At 44.3% G+C, this 20440-nt stretch carries 16 protein-coding genes, 2 tRNA genes and 3 rRNA genes; 17 read left to right on the top strand and 4 right to left on the bottom strand.

All coding sequences use genetic code 11. From position 1 onward, the window contains the following. Window positions 1-235 precede the first annotated feature (235 nt). The 7 genes from PU629_RS21565 to tuaH are packed head-to-tail and all read left to right on the top strand — an operon-like array spanning window position 236 to window position 7713. Window positions 236-862 carry a sugar transferase gene (locus PU629_RS21565; RefSeq protein WP_275282064.1) on the top strand — a complete coding sequence of 209 codons (627 nt, stop codon included), beginning with the start codon at window positions 236-238 and terminating at the stop codon, window positions 860-862. Window positions 863-882: 20 nt separating this feature from the next. Beyond that, window positions 883-2334: a teichuronic acid biosynthesis protein TuaB gene (gene tuaB, locus PU629_RS21560; RefSeq protein WP_275282063.1), complete on the top strand. Its 1452-nt coding sequence runs from the start codon at window positions 883-885 to the stop codon at window positions 2332-2334. Further along, window positions 2331-3542, top strand: a complete 1212-nt coding sequence (tuaC, locus tag PU629_RS21555) for a teichuronic acid biosynthesis protein TuaC (RefSeq protein WP_275282062.1) — start codon at window positions 2331-2333, stop codon at window positions 3540-3542. Before tuaB ends, tuaC begins: the two co-directional genes overlap by 4 nt. A gap of 16 nt (window positions 3543-3558) precedes the next feature. Further along, complete coding sequence (gene tuaE, locus PU629_RS21550) at window positions 3559-5061, top strand: teichuronic acid biosynthesis protein TuaE (protein ID WP_275282061.1); 1503 nt, start codon at window positions 3559-3561, stop codon at window positions 5059-5061. 3 nt (window positions 5062-5064) lie between these two features. Continuing rightward, a complete protein-coding gene (locus PU629_RS21545; protein WP_275282060.1) occupies window positions 5065-5745 on the top strand; it encodes a YveK family protein in 681 nt (226 codons plus the stop codon). Between the two features lie 12 nt (window positions 5746-5757). Next, a complete protein-coding gene (gene tuaG / locus PU629_RS21540; protein ID WP_275282059.1) occupies window positions 5758-6516 on the top strand; it encodes a teichuronic acid biosynthesis protein TuaG in 759 nt (252 codons plus the stop codon). An 18-nt stretch (window positions 6517-6534) separates the two neighbouring features. Further along, window positions 6535-7713 carry a teichuronic acid biosynthesis protein TuaH gene (gene tuaH, locus PU629_RS21535; protein WP_275282058.1) on the top strand — a complete coding sequence of 393 codons (1179 nt, stop codon included), beginning with the start codon at window positions 6535-6537 and terminating at the stop codon, window positions 7711-7713. 49 nt (window positions 7714-7762) lie between these two features. Here tuaH and PU629_RS21530 read toward each other — a convergent pair whose 3' ends face one another. After that, the gene (locus PU629_RS21530; protein WP_343076297.1) at window positions 7763-8356 is read right to left on the bottom strand and encodes a nitroreductase family protein; all 594 of its coding nucleotides are present in this window, start codon (window positions 8354-8356) and stop codon (window positions 7763-7765) included. Window positions 8357-8713: 357 nt separating this feature from the next. On the opposite strand from PU629_RS21530, the gene PU629_RS21525 reads away from it, so the two are divergent. Together PU629_RS21525 and cwlD are read left to right on the top strand one after the other, a co-directional pair. Beyond that, window positions 8714-9151, top strand: coding sequence for a DUF2521 family protein (locus tag PU629_RS21525; protein WP_275282057.1), 438 nt, complete (start codon window positions 8714-8716; stop codon window positions 9149-9151). Between the two features lie 69 nt (window positions 9152-9220). Then, entirely contained in the window at window positions 9221-9934 is a 714-nt protein-coding gene (gene cwlD / locus PU629_RS21520; protein WP_275282056.1) for an N-acetylmuramoyl-L-alanine amidase CwlD, read from the top strand. 71 nt (window positions 9935-10005) lie between these two features. Here the strand turns inward: cwlD and PU629_RS21515 are convergent, their stop codons facing one another. Next, window positions 10006-10173 carry a hypothetical protein gene (locus tag PU629_RS21515; RefSeq protein WP_275282055.1) on the bottom strand — a complete coding sequence of 56 codons (168 nt, stop codon included), beginning with the start codon at window positions 10171-10173 and terminating at the stop codon, window positions 10006-10008. A 360-nt stretch (window positions 10174-10533) separates the two neighbouring features. Here PU629_RS21515 and PU629_RS21510 point away from each other — a divergent pair, with 360 nt between their 5' ends. After that, window positions 10534-11580: an Mrp/NBP35 family ATP-binding protein gene (locus PU629_RS21510; RefSeq protein WP_275282054.1), complete on the top strand. Its 1047-nt coding sequence runs from the start codon at window positions 10534-10536 to the stop codon at window positions 11578-11580. A gap of 58 nt (window positions 11581-11638) precedes the next feature. On the opposite strand, the gene gerD is transcribed toward PU629_RS21510, so the two are convergent. Further along, the gene (gene gerD, locus PU629_RS21505; RefSeq protein WP_275282053.1) at window positions 11639-12241 is read right to left on the bottom strand and encodes a spore germination lipoprotein GerD; all 603 of its coding nucleotides are present in this window, start codon (window positions 12239-12241) and stop codon (window positions 11639-11641) included. A 194-nt stretch (window positions 12242-12435) separates the two neighbouring features. On the opposite strand from gerD, the gene PU629_RS21500 reads away from it, so the two are divergent. Continuing rightward, a complete protein-coding gene (locus PU629_RS21500; protein WP_275282052.1) occupies window positions 12436-13041 on the top strand; it encodes a KinB-signaling pathway activation protein in 606 nt (201 codons plus the stop codon). Window positions 13042-13208: 167 nt separating this feature from the next. Here the strand turns inward: PU629_RS21500 and PU629_RS21495 are convergent, their stop codons facing one another. Then, window positions 13209-13970 (bottom strand): polysaccharide deacetylase family protein, encoded by a 762-nt coding sequence (locus PU629_RS21495; protein WP_275282051.1) that lies wholly within the window; start codon window positions 13968-13970, stop codon window positions 13209-13211. A 155-nt stretch (window positions 13971-14125) separates the two neighbouring features. Here PU629_RS21495 and PU629_RS21490 point away from each other — a divergent pair, with 155 nt between their 5' ends. The 6 genes from PU629_RS21490 (at window position 14126) to PU629_RS21465 (ending at window position 20325) form a co-directional block, all read left to right on the top strand. Continuing rightward, on the top strand, window positions 14126-14347 hold the full coding sequence (locus tag PU629_RS21490; RefSeq protein WP_275282050.1) for a hypothetical protein: 222 nt from the start codon (window positions 14126-14128) through the stop codon (window positions 14345-14347). A 662-nt stretch (window positions 14348-15009) separates the two neighbouring features. Further along, window positions 15010-16570: ribosomal RNA gene (locus PU629_RS21485) — 16S ribosomal RNA — on the top strand. A gap of 124 nt (window positions 16571-16694) precedes the next feature. Beyond that, window positions 16695-19611: ribosomal RNA gene (locus PU629_RS21480) — 23S ribosomal RNA — on the top strand. Between the two features lie 64 nt (window positions 19612-19675). After that, window positions 19676-19791, top strand: a 5S ribosomal RNA gene (gene rrf / locus PU629_RS21475). The 16S, 23S and 5S rRNA genes sit together here with 2 tRNA genes alongside, the layout of an rRNA operon. A 381-nt stretch (window positions 19792-20172) precedes the next feature. Next, window positions 20173-20247, top strand: a tRNA-Asn gene (locus tag PU629_RS21470). A gap of 2 nt (window positions 20248-20249) precedes the next feature. Further along, window positions 20250-20325 (top strand) — tRNA-Thr (locus PU629_RS21465). Window positions 20326-20440: the final 115 nt, after the last annotated feature.

The raw sequence follows: 20440 nt of genomic DNA, 5'->3' as shown, positions 1-20440 counted from the left end.
AACGCCATTTAGTTGAATAACAGATGCTTATTAAAAAGATGGCTGTACTCTAAGAATGTATCTGGAGGACAAGCCTTTTTTTTGCACTAAAAATTTACAAACTATTTAGAGATTTAAAATTCATTTACAAGGAGTTAATCGATTCTTTACCTCTTCTCAATACCTGCTTCACAATTGCGACTTATACTATCGAGGTAGGAGGTGAGGATTTCTGGGTACTAAAAATTACAGTCATATGTATTCAATTGAACAGGCATCCCTCTATAGACTACCAAGGTTATCCATTTATTATCTTGTTTATAAACGAGTCTTAGATCTCGTTCTCGGAATGGTTGGTCTCTTATTTTCATTACCAATCATTTTATTTTTTTCATTACTTATTCGATTAGAAACACCCGGATCTCCAATTTATGTTCAGGAAAGACTAGGGAAAAATGGAAAAATATTTAAAATAATAAAGCTCCGTTCCATGAGAAGTGATGCAGAGAAAGAGGGAGCGAGATGGGCAGCTTCTAATGATTGCCGGGTGACACGCATTGGAAAGTTTATCAGGAAAACACGAATTGATGAACTTCCCCAATTTTTTTTAATTATAAAAGGCGATATGTCCATTGTTGGACCTCGTCCAGAAAGGCCAATGTTCACAGAACAATTTGCCAGAGAGATCAGCGGGTTCGAAAATCGCCTCCTTGTTAAACCGGGTCTTACAGGCTTAGCTCAAGTGCGTGGAGGCTATGATATTTCACCTGAAGAAAAATTTAAGCATGATATGGAGTATATAAAACATGTCTCGTTTTTGTTAGACTTGAAAATTATTATTCGGACATTTTCAGTCATTATAACGGGCGAAGGTGCCCGTTAAAAGAGAAGGGAACAGACAGAATGGCGGGTATAAGAAGTCAGATGCTCCTAGGAGTGAAATGGACGAGTCTGTCAACCATCACCATCACGTTTATTCAAATCGTTCAGTTCGGGCTTCTTGCTCACCGATTGAGTGTCGCTCAATTTGGATTGGTCGGCTTGTTGACAACCCTTACGCTATTTTCACAAATCCTATTGGATATGGGAATCGGTTCGGCTGTCATACAAAAAGAAGACGTTGCTCCCCACATCCTTTCAACATTATTTTGGCTGAATATTATAATGGGATTTTTTCTCTTTGTATTTTTAACCGTAGCAAGTCCCTTGATTGCGGATTTCTTTCACAGAGAAGAATTAGTTCATTTACTCAGAGTGCTCTCGTTTATGTTTCTCATTGCGCCAATAGGTCAGCAGAGTCAATACCTACTTCAGAAGGAGCTGCGGTTTCAGGAATTGGCCATCATAGAAATGGCATCAACGATCCTTGCTTTTATTGTCTTGATCGTTTTTATGTTCATTGGTGACCCTGTCTATGCTTTTGTTCTATCGCAAGTTATCTTATACGGGATAAAGAGCCTCCTTTATTTTCTTTGCTACATAAACACATGGCGACCCTCTTTTGTTTTCAATTTGTCAGGGTGTAAGGACGTTCTTAAATTTGGTGTATACCAATTGCTATCTCGGGTGGTCAATCGAATAGGGTCCAATATGGATGTGATCTTAATTGGCCGATTTATGGGAGCAGAGGCATTGGGTGTCTATAACCTGGTTTATCAGGTAATCACGATTCCGGTTTTAAGGATTAATCCAATTATGACTCGTGTCGCCTTTCCTGTTTTCTCCAAGAATCAACATGATAATACGGCTCTAAACGATGGCTTTTTGCACATGACCGAACTCTTAAGTCTTGTTACGTTTCCGATTCTTCTTGGCTTAACAGTTGTTTCCAAAAGCTTCATTATCACGTTTTTCGGTGACAAATGGGTGGGGGCGACCGAGATCATGAGCATTATGTCGATCGTTGGAATCCTTAGAGTCCTCATGAATCCTAATGGGTCGGTCATTCTGGCAAAAGGCAAGGCAACCATTGCTTTCTATTGGGATGCGGGGGTTCTCCTTATTTATGGGATAGGCCTGTACTTTGCGGTAAAGACAGATGATCTCCAGATTGTCGCTTGGACCTATGCTGTGGTCAGTCTTGTGAACTTCTTTATTGGAAGATGGCTCTTGGCTTGGTTAATTGAATTGAGGTGGAAAGCCTATATTCGGACTATTGCACGTCCTCTTGGGCCTTCCCTTCTGATTACAGCTGCCGCTTATCTCTTGACACTAAGCTGTACATCCTTGCGATTAGAGGCGGTGTGGTCGCTCGTCTTACCGGTAATGGTTGCCGCCATTCTCTATGTATTTCTTTTAAGGCGAGCGTACCCCTCTTTTTTTCAAAGGTTTAAAAAGGGGGCTCTAAAATCATGAAGGTTTTGTGGATGACGAGTGTCTATCCGAGTGACCGATCACCTAGTGCTGGCGTTTTTCATGAGACCCAGGCACGGGCTGTAAAAAAACAAGGCGTCGAGGTCAGTATCGTATGTCCATTGCCCCAAAATACGGCTCCTCTTCGTCATCTTAAGAAAGCTTACAAAAATAACGTTGAAATTCCAGAAACCTATGAGCGGAATGGAATCAAAGTGTATCGCCCTCCTTATTTAGCTCTGCCAGGTCAATTAAGGTGGGCCCAGCCGGATAGGAGAATCGCATCAGCCGCTCTTAAAACGATTCAGCGGTATAACTTAGAACCGGATCTCATTCATGCCCATTTTGCCATGCCGTCTGGCGGAGCAGCAAGGCATGTGGCTGACGAATTGTTCCGCCCATGGCTCTTAACTTTGCATGGAAGTGATGTGAATGTCTATCCTTCTTACAGTCGTTTAAGCAAGAGAGCCTTTATAAAGTCTGTCCAATCGGCGGATACAGTCTTAGCGGTTGGCGGAACCCTGAGAGACCGAACCAAAGACATGACCGATAGAGAGAGCCTTGTTCTACCTATTGGGATTGACCTTGGACGATTTCATCCTGCTAATGAGACTAAACAGGATTTAAGAAAAAAGCTTGGATTACCTTCTGACAAAAAAATAATCGTTTTTGTGGGAAGATTAACCGCTGCAAAGGGTATTCATGAGTTGATCGAAACTTTGGATTTCTTACCAGATGAGGTAGCCGTCGTCATGGTAGGTGAGGGACCTTTAAAAGAAAAAGGGACTCAGCATCCTGAGATAGACAAGCGGCTCTTCTTACCGGGGCAGGTTGAGAACGAGACAATTAGGGACTATATACAGGCAAGTGATGTTTTTGTTTTACCTTCTTATACAGAGGGCATGCCAACTGTGATCATCGAAGCACTGGCGCTTAAATGCCCAGTGATCTGTACAAAGGTCGGCGGGGTTCCTGAATTATTTGGTCCTTATCAAGATCTATTAATTGATTCAAAGTCCGTTTCCGGTCTTGTGAAGCAGATAAAGGGTGTTTTATTTGAAGACGTTTATACAGAAGTGATCATTGAGGCGTTATATAGGAAAGTGCAAACTCACTATAATGTGGAAACAAATGCTGCTGAATTAGTGAGGATTTATAAAAAATTAATGCCGAAAATTTTAAACAAGGATAATCCATTTCTTTATGAGTAGGGAGACCATCTCGAATATGGCAAATAAATTTAACCGTCACAACAAGTCGGGATTTTCCTACTTGAAGCGGCTTCGTGTAAGAGAGGCAGCTATTAAGGCTGTCGGGGCTTTGATCTTCTTGCTTTTGGCGTTTCTTCTCATACACAAAGCAAAAGATTGGCAAACCCTCTTTGTTCTATTCATTTTCTTTATGCTTGTTGTGGTTCTGGTCATTGTCCAGAAGAGGCATACAGAAAAATTATTCATCAGTATGATGTATCTTTTGGTTGCGGGGACCTTCTTGAATCAATTACTTTTAAATCTGTCCTTTTCTTTCTTTAATCTGTTTCTTTACCGGCTTATGCTGCTCCTATCCATCGGTGTCTTTTTCTTAATGTTGCTCACAAAAAAGAAGATCTTGTCCCAATATTGGGAGGAGATCCAAGTCAAAGGCGTTCTCTTGTTTCTTGGCTATTGGCTGGCTTATGCGATGGTGAGCCTGCTCTGGGTGAAGTCCTTTGTTGATGGCGTGAAATATCTCTTTCTTTTAGTTCTTGGGATTTCTTTTGTTTATTTAAGTGTCGTTGCTTTCAACAAACTCATTCGATTGTATTGGTTCTATGCGATTTGGCTAGTGATGACCGTTGTATTACTGCTAATAGGTCTTATAAATAATGTGATGCATGTCCAGTTGCCCACCTCTACATTGTATGGAGCGTCAGCCGGAAAACTAGGCTATCCTACCACCGTTTTCTTTAATCAGAATGACTTTGCGACGTTCTTGACGATCTCAACCAGTTTTTATTTTGTGGCGGTCAAAAATGTTAAAAAGGTTTCTTTAAAGGTGATCACGCTATTACTTGGATGTTTAGCTGTTTATGAGATTTACTTGACGGAATCTCGTGCCAGTCTGTTAGGTGTTATGGTCGGTTTAGGGGTCTATGCGTTTCTCTTTTTCTCAGCCCGCTTAAAAAAGTGGTCTCTGATAGGCGGAGCATGTTTCATCGTGCTCTTCATATTAGCGTTTTGGGGAAAACTGACCCACTATATTCAGTTAAAGCTTGCGCTGGCCACCCATCCTCCAATTGGGGCCGTCATGTCTTCAAATAGTGTAAGGATTAATCTTCTAAGAGATACGCTTCATTATTTTATAAACAGCTATGGATTTGGAGTAGGGGCGGGTAATCTCCCCTTTTACTTTGCTCATGACCCGGTCTATGCGACCAATGGTGTCGTGGAGGCACATAATTGGATAGCTGAAATCACAGGGGATTTTGGCCTTTTTATCGGGTTAGGCTATCTCTTGCTGTTTGTTTATTTATTCTACAGCTTATATATCTTATTTTCGCAAAAGCCCAAACACAGGGTCCTTCTGGAAGCGGGAATGATTGGACTTGTCTCTTTTCTAGTGTCGAGTATCAGCCCAAGTTCCGTAAGCAATCTTTATTTTCACTGGGTGTTTCTCGGCTTTACGGCATCCGTCGTTTCGGTCTTTAAAAAACGGTATCCGCAATTAGTGGTTAACAAAGGAGAAGAATGAAACATGACTAATATCCAAAGACGGTTGATCAACAAAATAAAAAAGCAAATTCTTGTTCTTTTGTTAATTCCGATTGCACTTGGTTTGATCGGTTATATGCTTCCCGGAAGCAAAGTGCCCACTACTTATACAGCCGAGGCTACACTAACCTTAGGCAACTATGGGGATACAGATCTAAACGATGCCAAAAGTGTGTCGACCTTGCTTATGACTGCCCCTTTTTATATAGAGAACTTGCCTGATTTATGGGCACAAAAGGAAGCTAAATTGGAAAATGACCTTAAGGTTGTAACGAGTCCAAACAGTCAATTATTGACTGTTACGTACACGGATGCTTCTAAGACAGATGCGGTAAAAATTCTCAATCAAATCACAAACGCCTTCATGTCGCTTGATAAGAAAAATTATGACCAAAGAGTGAGTTTGATACAGGACTCGATTTCAGCGGTACAAAAGAAATCAGTGGCTTCTGATGCCATCGTGGACCAGCAGCGTTTTTTATATGACCAAAAAATGAGCTTGCTCAATATGAAGCCAGCCGTTTTGTTAAAAGTACCGGATTCTGAGGCCAATAGTGTTGATCAATCCCTTTCCTCTAAAGAAAGAGGGGTATTAGGGGTTTTACTAGGAATAGCGTTTGGCTTTATATGGATTGTCGTTCCAGAACTGGTTCGAAAACAATAGGAGGCTTGTCTTATGAGACATTCTGAGCTACTTGTATCAGTCATCACCCCTACGTATAATGCCAGCGCCTATATCGTTGACACCATTGAATCGGTGAGAAGCCAATCGTGGACGAATTGGGAAATGGTGATCGTGGATGACTGTTCAACAGATGACACACGTGAGAAGCTGAAGTATTACTCCGAATTAGATGATCGGATCCATATTCACTTTCTGAAGGAAAACGGCGGTGCGGCCATTGCCCGAAACACAGCTTTGCACCACGCACGAGGCCGCTATGTTGCCTTTCTGGATAGTGATGATTCCTGGAAACCAGCCAAACTTGAAAAACAGCTGCAATTTATGCAATCAGGAGATAAGGCTTTTACATTTACCGGCTACGAATGGATGGATCAAGAGGGGGAGTTTCTTAATAAAGAAGTCGGGACTCCGCGCCAAATGACCTATGATGATTTATTAAAAAATACAATTATAGGCTGCTTAACCGTTATGATTGACCGTGAAAAAGTAGGGCCCTTCCAAATGCCTAATCTTCGAACGAGACAGGACTTGGCGACATGGCTTTCGATTCTTAAGAGAGGCTTTGTGGCATACGGACTTAATGAGAATTTAGCGAATTACAGAGCAGGTAATCCCTCTATTTCAAAAAATAAGTGGAAAGCCTTAAAAATGAATTGGCATGTGTATCGACAGGTAGAAGAACTGAATTTAGTGAAGGCAGGATGGTGCTTATCGCACTATGCGTTCAATGCTTTAGCCAAAAGGCTATAAAAAAAGAAGGATGGCGCCATGAAAACCATACATGTAATTGTCGCGACAGGCGAATGGGAGCAAGACAGACTTCGTTACAGAAGGCATCGACTGGCAGAGTATTTACAAGGTCACGATCATACCGAGGAGGTAATTTGGCTGTGCCCAGCTCCCCCAAAACAAGAAACTCAATCGTCAGTGCTAACAAATGGTGTGAAACAATGGACCGTAATGGATATCCATTCTCATAAATTATTCCGCTTTGGGCGTTATATTAGCCTCTTTTATAAGCGGAAGTTGGGACCTTTGGTGGACTATCTTCAAAAAGCTGAAGGCAAGTACCAGCTCATTCTTTGGTATACCTTCCCGGGATTCCCTAAAGTTTTGGAAATGGTGAAATGGGATCAGGTGGTTTATGATTGCAGCGATTTGTGGGCAGCTCCTATAAGCGGCAGGCAAACACCGCTTTCTAAAATCCGGCAAGAGGTTATTGCGAAAGCGGAAACGTTTATTATTCAAGAGGCAACGACCATTTTCTGTACTTCTGATTACCTTAGAGAACGTGTGGTTTCCCAGTTAGGATCAGGAGAAAAGGTGGTGACGTTTGAAAACGGCGTTGAGTTTGCGCTGTTTGCGAGTGAAATATCTCAAAAAGAAAGTGTCTTGCCGGCTGACTTCTCTGGAACGGTCTTAGGCTATATTGGGGGAATCAAACCAAAGCTGGATTTTAAACTTATTTTTGAGGCGGCTAAGCAAAAGAAAGACGACCTTTTTATGTTTGTCGGCCCAGACCAAACCAATGATAACTCTGGATTCAAACAGCTCTTAAGCCTTCCAAACGTTATATGGACGGGAAGTGTACCTCCAATGGATGTGCCCATGTACATGAATTTAATCGATATAGGGATTATGCCGTATAAGGATTCACCATATAACAAAGCCGTTTTTCCATTAAAGCTTTTTGAATTTATGGCTGCCGGGAAACCTGTTGTAGGGCTTCATCTACCGTCAACAACAAAGTTTGTGGAGGAAGGCGTCTATCTTCAGGAAGAAGGAATCGAAGGCTTTCTCAAAGCGATTGAACAGCTGAACCAAGTAAAAGGAGAGGAAAAATGCTTGGAGGTTCGAAAGCAAAGAGCGAAGGCCAAAGATTGGGAAGATGTCTTTAAAGGCATGCTCTTGGTGTTGAATAAGAAAAGACAGATCGGGCAAGAATAACCACCTACCTCGTGGCCATTCTGTCCTTATTCTTTTTATCGGAATACCTTTAACCTGTGAGAAAGTCCTTGAAATTCCTTTTCTTGTTGTTGGCTGATGGGCGGCCAAATGGCATTTGGACAATGAGCTTCCAGCTTTCTGGAAGCTGCCAATTGTCACGAACGCGTTCATCAATCAAAGGATTGTAGAGCTGAAGGTTAGCGCCCAGCCCTTCGCTTTCCAATGTCATCCAAACCATGAGCTGGTGCATGGCATTGTGTTCAGCCCAGATTGGGAAATTCTCTTGATAAAGCGGATAGTCTCGTTGCAATCCTTCAATAGTTGTATAATCCTCAAAAAACAACACCGTGCCATGTGCAGCGCGGAACCGGTGCATCTTTTCTTGGGTCGGTTGAAATTGATCTTCAGGAACCACTGTACGCAGGACCTCTGTCGTCATGTCCCAGAGTTTCTCATGGTGTTGACCTATGAGCAGAACGATCCGGGTTGAATGGGAATTAAAAGATGTATATTTTATTATATCCTTTAGCAAATCTTCAATCCGTTCCATCGAAATAGAGGAATCTTTCGCTAATCCATAAATAGATCTTCTTTGTTTTAACCCAGTTAAGATAGCTTGTTTCGTCCCCCTATCAATCCCCAATGGAAATCCCCCTTCTATCGAAAAAAGTGAAATTTAATGATGAACCATAATTAGTGTCTCCATATGAATGAGCCTTATCACCCCAACTAGAGGTAAAGGGATAAAAAAGCCAATAGACCGTGGCTTCAAATTGAAACTCGCCCAGTGCAAAAAAAATGGAAGCAGAAGCAACCTATGGAGAACAAAGTAGCCCATTCCCTCAATTTTGGTCCTTCTATAAATGCTTGAAAGAATTACCGATAATGAAGAAAAGCTTAATTTATCTCTGATTTTGAACGTTCACAAAGTGTCTCCAAATATTGTTAGGATGCCTCTTTCAGGATTGTTGGAAGATAAGAAGGAAAGGAGGCGTTAGTTTTGGGAACCGTAACACATTTTCACGAAAAGTATCGCCATAAACAAATCGATTTTGAAAGAAAGACATTGCGTGATTTATCCATACAAAAAATTGAATCCAATGTAGAGATGTATTTCGAAAATTTCCTGAAGCCGATGGGCGAATACCAACAAACGATCTGTGATATGTGTATGGATTATGGGATTGAAGCGTATTTGTTTGGGGCCTCTTTTGGCAGAATGGGGTATTACGGAGAAACCGAAACATCCGTCTACTTAAGAAGTGAAAAGCGTTTAAAGGAATTAACTGAGGATTTGTTTGATTTCTGGACCTTTTGGTATGGAGCGGAGGATTTGGTCTATGAATCGCTCTATTTCTCCTGTGAGGCGTTCCTTTATAGTTGGTGGAAGGAAGGCTTTCAGACAACCATAAAACGATTGAGAATGCGACTGCATTAAAATCGACATAAATTAAATCTTGTCCCATATATATATACAAGTATGGCTGACTTGGAGGGACAAGATATTATGAAAAGCCGCTCAAGAAGATGGATTATTATTGCAGGAATTTTGTTGCTTATTATCATTTTAAATTATGAGATCCTCTCTCGATATTCCTGGTCGCATTGGAATATGCCTCTATCAGGGCGGGTTATTGTCCTCGATGCAGGTCACGGTGCACCAGATGGGGGAGCAGATTATGGCAACCTTTATGAGAAAGACATTGCCTTAAAAATCACTAAATACCTTAAGGACTACCTCCAAGAACAAGGGGCACTTGTTCTCATGACGAGGGAAGGGGATTCCGACTTAGCCGATCCGGATCAAAAGGGCTACAGCGCACGGAAAGCCGTTGATTTACAGCGTCGCGCGACCTTTATTAACAATTCAGATGGAGATTTGTTCGTGAGTGTTCATTTAAATGCCAGCCCATCCGAAACCTGGCATGGCGCTCAAACCTTCTACGATCCCAAATCAGAGAGTAATGAAGAATTCGCCAGCTTTCTTCAGGATTCCTTCAGAACACAATTGGGGAATACCAACCGCTCAGCCAGTGCCACAAGCAGTATTTATCTTCTTAAGGCTTCCAAAATCCCCTCAGCACTTGTTGAAGTGGGCTTTATCACCAACCCAGACGAAAGAAATCTAATGAAGACCGCCGCCTATCAGAAAAAAATCGCAGGCGCCATCTACAACGGCATCATGCGTTACTATACAAACGAAAAAACCCCACCAAAATGAAACGCAGGGACGGATCTCCCGTTTCAATTAAAAAACATGTGCTAAAGTTAGCACATGTTTTTTTGCACCTTTTAGTATGGAAAATAAGGGTAACCATGGAAGTGGTGATGCCATGGGTGGCCATAGTGGGGAATCCCATACCCGCCATACCAAAATGGACGAGGGTATAAGCCGCCAAGAGGATACCCGACTCCTGGAAAAGCCCTTAACTCCGCTGGATAAATAAAATGAGTCATCAAGTCATGTCCTCCTAAATTTCTTTTTATAGATTATGCTATGTATTTCTAGGCAATTTTCTTGGGCGGATGTCAGGGGCTTTAAAAATTTCTAAAGGCACAGGCGTCGGCCCAACGCGCAAAGCATGTTTGTGCAAGAAAAAAGCGGTGATCGCAAGGAGAGTGGTGTGCTAGCCACGTTTACCCACGAAAAAAGCGGTGCCCCCAGGAACGGGGAATAGGTGTTAGTCGTATGCATTTTTACAAAAATGGTAAGACTTTTGTAAAGAATGGCTATAGAATAAGCTTCGTCTGTGCTTTTAAAAGCGTTGTTTGTTATAATTTAATAGATTTATTATTTGGGATATAGGAGGTCTGTGCGATATGTTGACACAAGAGGGCGTACTTGAAGTTCTGAAAACGGTTAATGACCCCCATTTACATAAAAACATTGTGGAAACGAATGCTATTCGGGAAATGAAAATTTCGGATGATTTTGTCAGTCTGAAAATTGCTCTGGCAAAGACACAAACGGCTGAACAAATGAAGGTCCAGCAGGAGATTGTGCAAAAGCTAAAAGCAAACGGGGCAGGCTCTGTAGGTTTACGCTTTGAACCGCTTACCCAAGAAGAAGTGGACAAGCTTGGCGGACTGCCTGATCAAGCAGGCGGTCAAAGTATTTTAGGTAAAGGCAGCAAAACGACGTTTATTGCCATTGCAAGTGGAAAAGGCGGCGTAGGGAAGTCAACGGTCTCCGTTAACCTCGCTGTCGCACTTCGCCGTTTAGGCAAAAAAGTGGGAATCATTGATGCAGATATCTATGGCTTTAGTGTTCCTGACATGATGGGAATTGAAGAACGTCCAAAAGTAGCGAATAAACGGATTTTACCTGTTGAGCGTTTTGGGGTAAAAGTGATTTCGATGGGGTTCTTTGTTGAAGATAACTCTCCTGTTATTTGGAGAGGGCCAATGCTAGGAAAAATGCTCAATAACTTTTTCGGCGAAGTGGATTGGGGAGATCTTGATTATCTCTTACTCGATTTGCCTCCAGGAACAGGGGATGTCGCGATGGACATTCACTCCATGATTCCGCAATGTAAAGAGATTATTGTGACGACACCTCACCCAACGGCAGCCTTTGTTGCGGCTCGGGCCGGTGCTATGGCGGTTAAAACGGAGCACGAGATCCTAGGGGTCATTGAGAATATGTCGTATTTCGAGAGCAAAAAGACAGGCGAGCGGGAATATGTATTTGGCGAAGGCGGTGGAGAGAAGCTAAGCGAAGTTTTAGGTACGGAATTGCTTGGCCAAATTCCATTAGGACAGCCTGATGCCGAAGCGGAAGTATTTGCGCCTTCCGTCTATGCCGGTGAGCACACAATAGGAAAAATTTATTTAGAGATCGCAAGCCGCATTATTGAAAAACTATAGAATCGTTAATAAAAAAGAGCCCTTGGGCTCTTTTTTTTCGTTAGAGGTCGGTTCCCTATTATGAACTGCTGCTACTTCCGCTGCTTTTACTGGAGCTCTGGCTGCTCTTAAGCTGATCTTTAATGACTTTTTGCATCGCATCCTCAAGCTGAGTTGCAAAGAGGGGATTTTGAACCGTTTCAATTAATGTTTTCTGCATTTGCTGGCGGAAGGGCTGTGTTTTCATTAAGTCGAGATAATTTTTCTCCATATCTGGTGATTTTAATATATCCATCATTGAGGCTTGATAAGTTGGATCCTTCATGAGTTCTTGTAAAAGGGCTTTATTTTGCGAGGCCATTGTTTTAGCAAGTTTATTCGAAAAATCGGGGTCACTCAAAAGCGATTCCCAAAAGGCCTTCCCTTTATCAGATGTCATTGTATCAATAATGGTTTGTTTAACGGTTTGATTGTCAAGGACTAGGGTACTCTTAAATTCATCGCTCGACAAAGTATCTTTAAGAGCCTGCTTACCTTCATCGCTTTTAAGCATGTCGACAACCATTTTTTTCGTACTTGAATAATCGGGCGCAGAACCAGAGGACGAAGGAGGCGAAGCGCATCCGGAAAGTAAAAGCAGGAAAGCACTGAGCATCCCGATAGATGTAAGGAATCGGTTCATGGTCGTCACTCCTATATTTAGTAGTCTAACTTTAATATGTGATGAACACTTATTTTTATACTTTTTCTTACAGCCAAAACCGGTTCTTCATTTGGCAGGATTGACGAAATATTGGGACAAAATGAAGATAAGTCATAGCAATTTTGGATGGTCCGGGGTAAAATGGAGCTAACAGAGGAGTGGAGGCATAGCGCGTGAATGTACAGAAATGGGTATCATTCTTTACTAAAACATTATTAATTGGGGCACTTGTCTATTTCTTTGCGGGTCTGTTTACACAATGGCATCATCTGTCTGAATCCATTCATAAGGGTACTTATCTAGGTGCGCTCATTCAAGTGTTTGTGTTAATGGTTTTTGGGGGAATGTTCAGCGTCCTTAGTCAAATGGGCTTCTTTGCCTATCTCACCCTTCACAGGATCGCACTAGGGATGTTTGGTTCGCATTCGCTTTGGGCAAATGTACAATGGCTGCTGATTGCTTTCGCTGTGTTTGATCTGGTTTATTTTAGGCATTTAGCTTTTGCTAAAAATGGAGAATCGATCGTTAGCGACCTCCTCTTGCCTGTTATCCTTTTAGTAATCGCACTGGTGACAGCCTACTATAAAAAACGAGCAACGAACAGCTATGCGTTTGTCCCTACTATATTTTTTATGTTTGTCATTACAACCATTGAGTGGTTGGTCGGCCTTTTCCAAAAGGATTTTAGTCTTGTTTGTGTGATTGGCCTAACCCTAATAGCATGCAACGCTTATCAGATTTTAACCTTACATAAGCTGACCGTCCCGAGAGAGAACTAATTAAAAAAGCGCTCACTAAGTGAACATGAATGTTCAGGCTTAGGTGGGCGCTTTTCTTATCCTCAAGCTACTTCACTTTTTCAAGGGGAGTGATTCCAATATAAAAAGTCCCCATCCTTAAGGGGACTGAAATTAATCATGCATTTTAATGAGGAAGTGCAGAAAGGCTAGTTAATAACGTTAGAAGTGGATTTTGAGTCTGAAATTAATGTGGACAGCGTGACCAATGAATAGCCTTTCTCTTCTAATCCCTTAATGATGAGAGGAAGAGCACGGTCTGTCTGTCTTGCTGAATCCGAAGCATGTAAACGAATAATGGACCCTTTCTTCGCATTATTCATAACGCTTTCCACAATGGCCTTATACCCCGGATTGGTATAATCTTGCGGATCGATATTCCACATAATCACTTGTTGATTCATTTCTGCTGCTGATTGTACGGTGGTTTCATTTACAGCTCCAAGAGGAGGACGAACAAATTTGGGTGTATCGGCACCTGCTTTAGTTAATGATTCATTGGCCAATGATAAATCTCTTTTGATCTCATTAGGCTTTAGAGTCGTATAACTTGTATCATGAGTCATTCCATGTGATTCGATTTCAAACCCGTCCGTTTTCAGTTCTTTTATTAAATCTTGGTGCCGGTCCGCCCATTCTCCTGAAATAAAGAATGTCGCTTTAGTATGGTTTTCTTTTAACACTTTAAGGATCGGCTCAATTTGAACATCCCCCCAGCTCAGATCAAAGGTTAGAGCAACTTGAGACTTACTAGTTTGCACACTAGATATGGCTTGAGGCTGTGCAGAAGCTGAAAACACTGCAATCTGCTGATGTTGAACAAAAGCGATTAAAGCAGCAAAAAATGCCGTAACAAAAATAAAGAGGACTCTCTTTATTTTCCGTCCATTAAGAATCCAAACGAATGGCATAACGTTCCCCCTATAATAATTATTTGTAACAGTTTATTTTATCTTTGGACAGGTTATGCAGCCTTGTACTAATTTCTAGACGAATAAAAGTGTAAAAAAAAGGGAAAAGATAATATGGCTAACACGGGTATACCCCTAGAAAACGAGGTGACGTTATGTTCGGAGCGCTGTTTCAAGAGAAAGAAGTACGAGAAATTGAATATCTCCTTAAAAGAGAGCTTGAAGAATTATTGCTTGATATAGAAGATTCTCGACTAAGTCACGTTGTTCGCCATGCAATGGAAGAACGCTATCAAGTTATCTTTAAAATTCTTAAACGCTTCGCTTCTCCTGAAGAATGTATGAAATACCTGAGAAACAAGAGTAATTATATATAAATTTAAATGTTGAAGAATGGGTCTCTCTCCTAAATTGGATAACTAAAGCCTGAGACATTGTGAACTTGCTTTGGCAAAAGGCGAACAATTTGATTGTGGACTATTTCTGAAGAGGGGGCATCCGGTGCTTGCGCAGAATCCAGATTCCTTTTTTATAGGTTGGTGATCAACTAAGCTAATAACGTCGATCAAACCCGCCTACCGATTGGAATTCATCGTGCCCCTGCTGCTTCGATAGAGCTTCGTGCTTACTTCTTAAACCATTTGTGTAGCTGTACTTAGCTCTGGAGATGCACGGTTGAATCATTGAAAATGAATAAGTTTAATTTAATCGTTGACAAGTGAGGTCAAAACATGATAAATTAATAAACGCCGCTTACAGAGCATCGTTTTTTTGAAAAAGAAACGAATAAAACATCTTAAAAAAAAGATGTTGACTTAAATTCTGAAGCGTGGTATTATATAAAAGTCGCCTCTGAGAGCAAACGTTTAAGAGGATGACGAGTTCGCACATTGAAAACTAAACAAAAACCAAAAGCGCCAGTCAAAGTCATACTTTGAGTTTAACGCTAGGAATCAAACGAACATATTTTTTAAGGAGAACAGACCTCTTTTTAGAAGAGATCTGTCCCCAGCAAAAGCCAGCAGTGCTTTAACTGCACTTTTTTGAGAGTTTGATCCTGGCTCAGGACGAACGCTGGCGGCGTGCCTAATACATGCAAGTCGAGCGCGTGAAACTTCCAGATCCCTTCGGGGTGATGGTTGTGGATCGAGCGGCGGACGGGTGAGTAACACGTGGGCAACCTGCCTGTAAGACTGGGATAACTTCGGGAAACCGGAGCTAATACCGGATAATCGTTGACACTGCATGGTGTCAATGTAAAAGATGGTTCTGCCATCACTTACAGATGGGCCCGCGGCGCATTAGCTAGTTGGTGGGGTAATAGCCTACCAAGGCGACGATGCGTAGCCGACCTGAGAGGGTGATCGGCCACACTGGGACTGAGACACGGCCCAGACTCCTACGGGAGGCAGCAGTAGGGAATCTTCGGCAATGGACGAAAGTCTGACCGAGCAACGCCGCGTGAGCGATGAAGGTCTTCGGATCGTAAAGCTCTGTTGTCAGAGAAGAACAAGTGATAGAGGAAATGCTATCGCCTTGACGGTATCTGACCAGAAAGCCCCGGCTAACTACGTGCCAGCAGCCGCGGTAATACGTAGGGGGCAAGCGTTGTCCGGAATTATTGGGCGTAAAGCGCGCGCAGGCGGCTTCTTAAGTCTGATGTGAAAGCCCACGGCTCAACCGTGGAGGGTCATTGGAAACTGGGGAGCTTGAGTGCAGAAGAGGAGAGTGGAATTCCACGTGTAGCGGTGAAATGCGTAGATATGTGGAGGAACACCAGTGGCGAAAGCGGCTCTCTGGTCTGTAACTGACGCTGAGGCGCGAAAGCGTGGGGAGCAAACAGGATTAGATACCCTGGTAGTCCACGCCGTAAACGATGAGTGCTAGGTGTTGGAGGGGCCACCCTTCAGTGCTGACGTTAACACATTAAGCACTCCGCCTGGGGAGTACGGCCGCAAGGCTGAAACTCAAAGGAATTGACGGGGGCCCGCACAAGCAGTGGAGCATGTGGTTTAATTCGAAGCAACGCGAAGAACCTTACCAGGTCTTGACATCCTCTGACCACCCTAGAGATAGGGCTTTCCCCTTCGGGGGACAGAGTGACAGGTGGTGCATGGTTGTCGTCAGCTCGTGTCGTGAGATGTTGGGTTAAGTCCCGCAACGAGCGCAACCCTTGATCTTAGTTGCCAGCATTCAGTTGGGCACTCTAAGGTGACTGCCGGTGACAAACCGGAGGAAGGTGGGGATGACGTCAAATCATCATGCCCCTTATGACCTGGGCTACACACGTGCTACAATGGGTGGTACAAAGGGCAGCGAAACCGCGAGGTCGAGCGAATCCCATAAAGCCACTCTCAGTTCGGATTGCAGGCTGCAACTCGCCTGCATGAAGCCGGAATTGCTAGTAATCGCGGATCAGCATGCCGCGGTGAATACGTTCCCGGGCCTTGTACACACCGCCCGTCACACCACGAGAGTTTGTAACACCCGAAGTCGGTGAGGTAACCGTAAGGAACCAGCCGCCGAAGGTGGGACAGATGATTGGGGTGAAGTCGTAACAAGGTAGCCGTATCGGAAGGTGCGGCTGGATCACCTCCTTTCTAAGGAAACGATTCTTAGCGTTAGGTGCTTTTGGTTATTTGTTTGGTTTTGAGTGTGTGAACACTCGAAATCGTCCCTTGAAAACTGGATAATGAAGTGCAAACAAGACATTAATTATAACAAGGTTAAGCGAATAAGAGCGCACGGTGGATGCCTTGGCACTAGGAGCCGATGAAGGACGGAACGAACACCGATATGCTTCGGGGAGCTGTAAGTAGGCTTTGATCCGGAGATTTCCGAATGGGGAAACCCACTGCCCTGAACGGGCAGTATCCTTACCTGAATACATAGGGTATGGAAGGCAGACCTGGGGAACTGAAACATCTAAGTACCCAGAGGAAGAGAAAGCAAATGCGATTCCCTTAGTAGTGGCGAGCGAAACGGGAACAGCCCAAACCAAGAGGCTTGCCTCTTGGGGTTGTAGGACACTCATCCCGGAAGGGGAGCTGTAGACGAACCGGTTTGGAAAGGCCGGCCAGAGAAGGTAACAGCCCTGTAGTCGAAACAGACCCCCAACCTGAGTGGATCCTGAGTACGGCGGGACACGTGAAACCCCGTCGGAATCCGGGAGGACCATCTCCCAAGGCTAAATACTCCCTAGTGACCGATAGTGAACCAGTACCGTGAGGGAAAGGTGAAAAGCACCCCGGAAGGGGAGTGAAAGAGATCCTGAAACCGTGTGCTTACAAGTAGTCGAAGTCCTTTTATGGATGACGGCGTACCTTTTGTAGAATGGACCGGCGAGTTACGATCTTAAGCAAGGTTAAGTTGAAGAGACGGAGCCAGAGCGAAAGCGAGTCTGAATAGGGCGATAGTTTAAGGTTGTAGACCCGAAACCGTGTGATCTACCCATGTCCAGGGTGAAGTTCAGGTAACACTGAATGGAGGCCCGAACCCACGCACGTTGAAAAGTGCGGGGATGAGGTGTGGGTAGGGGTGAAATGCCAATCGAACTCGGAGATAGCTGGTTCTCCCCGAAATAGCTTTAGGGCTAGCCTCGAGGGAAGAGACTTGGAGGTAGAGCACTGATTGAGTGAGGGGCCCCCACAGGGTTACCGAGTTCAGTCAAACTCCGAATGCCAAGGACTCATCCTCGGGAGTCAGACGGCGAGTGATAAGATCCGTCGTCGAGAGGGAAACAGCCCAGACCATCAGCTAAGGTCCCCAAGTATACGTTAAGTGGCAAAGGATGTGGCGTTGCCCAGACAACCAGGATGTTGGCTTAGAAGCAGCCACCATTTAAAGAGTGCGTAATAGCTCACTGGTCGAGTGGCGCTGCGCCGAAAATGTAACGGGGCTAAACGTATCACCGAAGCTATGGATCCCAATGGGATGGTAGGGGAGCGTTCTAAGGGCAGAGAAGGTAAACTGGAAGGTTTACTGGAGCGCTTAGAAGTGAGAATGCCGGTATGAGTAACGAAAAGAGGGGTGAGAATCCCCTCCGTCGAAAGCCTAAGGGTTCCTGAGGAAGGTTCGTCCGCTCAGGGTTAGTCGGGACCTAAGCCGAGGCCGGAAGGCGTAGGCGATGGACAACAGGTTGATATTCCTGTACCACCAGGAGACGTTTGAGCAATGGGGGGACGCAGGAAGGCAAGGCAAGCGCGCTGATGGATATGCGCGTCCAAGCAGTAAGGCTGAAGGTGAGGCAAATCCCGCCTTCATAAGGCTGAGCTGTGATGGGGAGGGAATTTTAGTACCGAAGTGCCCGTGCTTACACTGCCAAGAAAAGCCTCTAGCGAGTCTCAAGGTGCCCGTACCCCAAACCGACACAGGTAGGCGAGGAGAGAATCCTAAGACGCTCGGGAGAACTCTCGTTAAGGAACTCGGCAAAATGACCCCGTAACTTCGGGAGAAGGGGTGCTTGGCGGGGTGAATAGCCCTGCTGAGCCGCAGTGAAAAGATCCAAGCGACTGTTTAGCAAAAACACAGGTCTCTGCTAAACCGAAAGGTGATGTATAGGGGCTGACACCTGCCCGGTGCTGGAAGGTTAAGAGGAGGGGTTATCCTTTTAGGAGAAGCTCTGAATTGAAGCCCCAGTAAACGGCGGCCGTAACTATAACGGTCCTAAGGTAGCGAAATTCCTTGTCGGGTAAGTTCCGACCCGCACGAAAGGTGCAACGACTTGGATACTGTCTCAACGAGAGACCCGGTGAAATTATAGTACCTGTGAAGATGCAGGTTACCCGCGACAGGACGGAAAGACCCCATGGAGCTTTACTGCAGCTTGATATTGGATGTCTGTATCGATTGTATAGGATAGGTAGGAGCCTTTGAAGCCGGACCGCCAGGTTCGGTGGAGGCGTCGGTGGAATACTACCCTTTCGGTATGGACATTCTAACCCGGGACCGTAATCCGGTTCGGAGACAGTGTCAGGTGGGCAGTTTGACTGGGGCGGTCGCCTCCTAAAGAGTAACGGAGGCGCCCAAAGGTTCCCTCAGAATGGTTGGAAATCATTCGCAGAGTGTAAAGGCACAAGGGAGCTTGACTGCGAGACCTACAAGTCGAGCAGGGACGAAAGTCGGGCTTAGTGATCCGGTGGCGCCGCATGGAAGGGCCATCGCTCAACGGATAAAAGCTACCCTGGGGATAACAGGCTTATCTCCCCCAAGAGTCCACATCGACGGGGAGGTTTGGCACCTCGATGTCGGCTCATCGCATCCTGGGGCTGAAGTGGGTCCCAAGGGTTGGGCTGTTCGCCCATTAAAGCGGTACGCGAGCTGGGTTCAGAACGTCGTGAGACAGTTCGGTCCCTATCCGTCGCGGGCGTTGGAAATTTGAGAGGAGCTGTCCTTAGTACGAGAGGACCGGGATGGACACACCGCTGGTGTCCCAGTTGTTCCGCCAGGAGCACCGCTGGGTAGCTATGTGTGGACGGGATAAGTGCTGAAAGCATCTAAGCATGAAGCCCCCCTCAAGATGAGATTTCCCATGACTTTAAGTCAGTAAGATCCCTTAGAGATGATGAGGTAGATAGGTCCGAGGTGGAAGTGCGGCAACGCATGGAGCTGACGGATACTAATCGATCGAGGGCTTAACCTTAAATTATTGTTTGTTTGACTTCCTATCTAGTTTTGAAGGTATGATCCTTCAATTGAATACTTTGTCCGGTGGTTATGGCGAAGAGGTCACACCCGTTCCCATCCCGAACACGGCCGTTAAGCTCTTCAGCGTCGATGGTAGTTGGGGGCTTCCCCCTGCAAGAGTAGAACGCCGCCGGGCAAAATATTTTTAAATTTTATGTACAACCGTGTTGTTTCTGTGCTATAATTATTTATGTCAGATAATTTGTTTTTCTTTTAACCAAATTATTCCGCAGTAGCTCAGTGACGAGCATAGCTCCTTTGAATAAGCTGCGAGTTGTCCCGACGCATATGCTTCTAAGATCAAACTAGAAGAGGAAGGGACAGGTACCACATCAATAACAAAGAATAATCCATATTTTAACCAAATTATTCCGCAGTAGCTCAGTGACGAGCATAGCTCCTTTGGATAAGCTGCGAGTTGTCCCGACGCATATGCTGCTTCTAAGATTAAACTAGAAGAGGAAGGGACAGGTACCACATCAATAACAAAGAATAATCCATAGTTTAACCAAATTATTCCGCAGTAGCTCAGTGGTAGAGCAATCGGCTGTTAACCGATCGGTCGTAGGTTCGAGTCCTACCTGCGGAGCCACTGCTTCCATAGCTCAGCAGGTAGAGCGCTTCCATGGTAAGGAAGAGGTCGCAGGTTCAAATCCTGTTGGAAGCTCCATTAAATAGCTTATAATACCGGGGTTTTTCGCTTATGCGAAGCCCCGGTTTTTGCATGTCTGGATCTCATAAAAATACTAAAATACATCTTAATAGGAAAAGTTTACTGTAACAGG

The sequence above is a fragment of the Pullulanibacillus sp. KACC 23026 genome (genome assembly GCF_029094525.1).
In the GTDB taxonomy this organism is placed as follows: domain Bacteria; phylum Bacillota; class Bacilli; order Bacillales; family Sporolactobacillaceae; genus KACC-23026.
This window is presented reverse-complemented; position numbering and strand designations above follow the sequence as displayed.

Bases quoted from the DNA above. Each gene is read 5' to 3' on its own strand.
- PU629_RS21565 (WP_275282064.1), top strand. From the start codon at position 236: ATGTATTCAATTGAACAGGCATCCCTCTATAGACTACCAAGGTTATCC.
- tuaB (WP_275282063.1), top strand. From the start codon at position 883: ATGGCGGGTATAAGAAGTCAGATGCTCCTAGGAGTGAAATGGACGAGT.
- tuaC (WP_275282062.1), top strand. From the start codon at position 2,331: ATGAAGGTTTTGTGGATGACGAGTGTCTATCCGAGTGACCGATCACCT.
- tuaE (WP_275282061.1), top strand. From the start codon at position 3,559: ATGGCAAATAAATTTAACCGTCACAACAAGTCGGGATTTTCCTACTTG.
- PU629_RS21545 (WP_275282060.1), top strand. From the start codon at position 5,065: ATGACTAATATCCAAAGACGGTTGATCAACAAAATAAAAAAGCAAATT.
- tuaG (WP_275282059.1), top strand. From the start codon at position 5,758: ATGAGACATTCTGAGCTACTTGTATCAGTCATCACCCCTACGTATAAT.
- tuaH (WP_275282058.1), top strand. From the start codon at position 6,535: ATGAAAACCATACATGTAATTGTCGCGACAGGCGAATGGGAGCAAGAC.
- cwlD (WP_275282056.1), top strand. From the start codon at position 9,221: ATGAAAAGCCGCTCAAGAAGATGGATTATTATTGCAGGAATTTTGTTG.
- PU629_RS21510 (WP_275282054.1), top strand. From the start codon at position 10,534: ATGTTGACACAAGAGGGCGTACTTGAAGTTCTGAAAACGGTTAATGAC.
- gerD (WP_275282053.1), bottom strand. From the start codon at position 12,241: ATGAACCGATTCCTTACATCTATCGGGATGCTCAGTGCTTTCCTGCTT.
- PU629_RS21495 (WP_275282051.1), bottom strand. From the start codon at position 13,970: ATGCCATTCGTTTGGATTCTTAATGGACGGAAAATAAAGAGAGTCCTC.
- PU629_RS21490 (WP_275282050.1), top strand. From the start codon at position 14,126: ATGTTCGGAGCGCTGTTTCAAGAGAAAGAAGTACGAGAAATTGAATAT.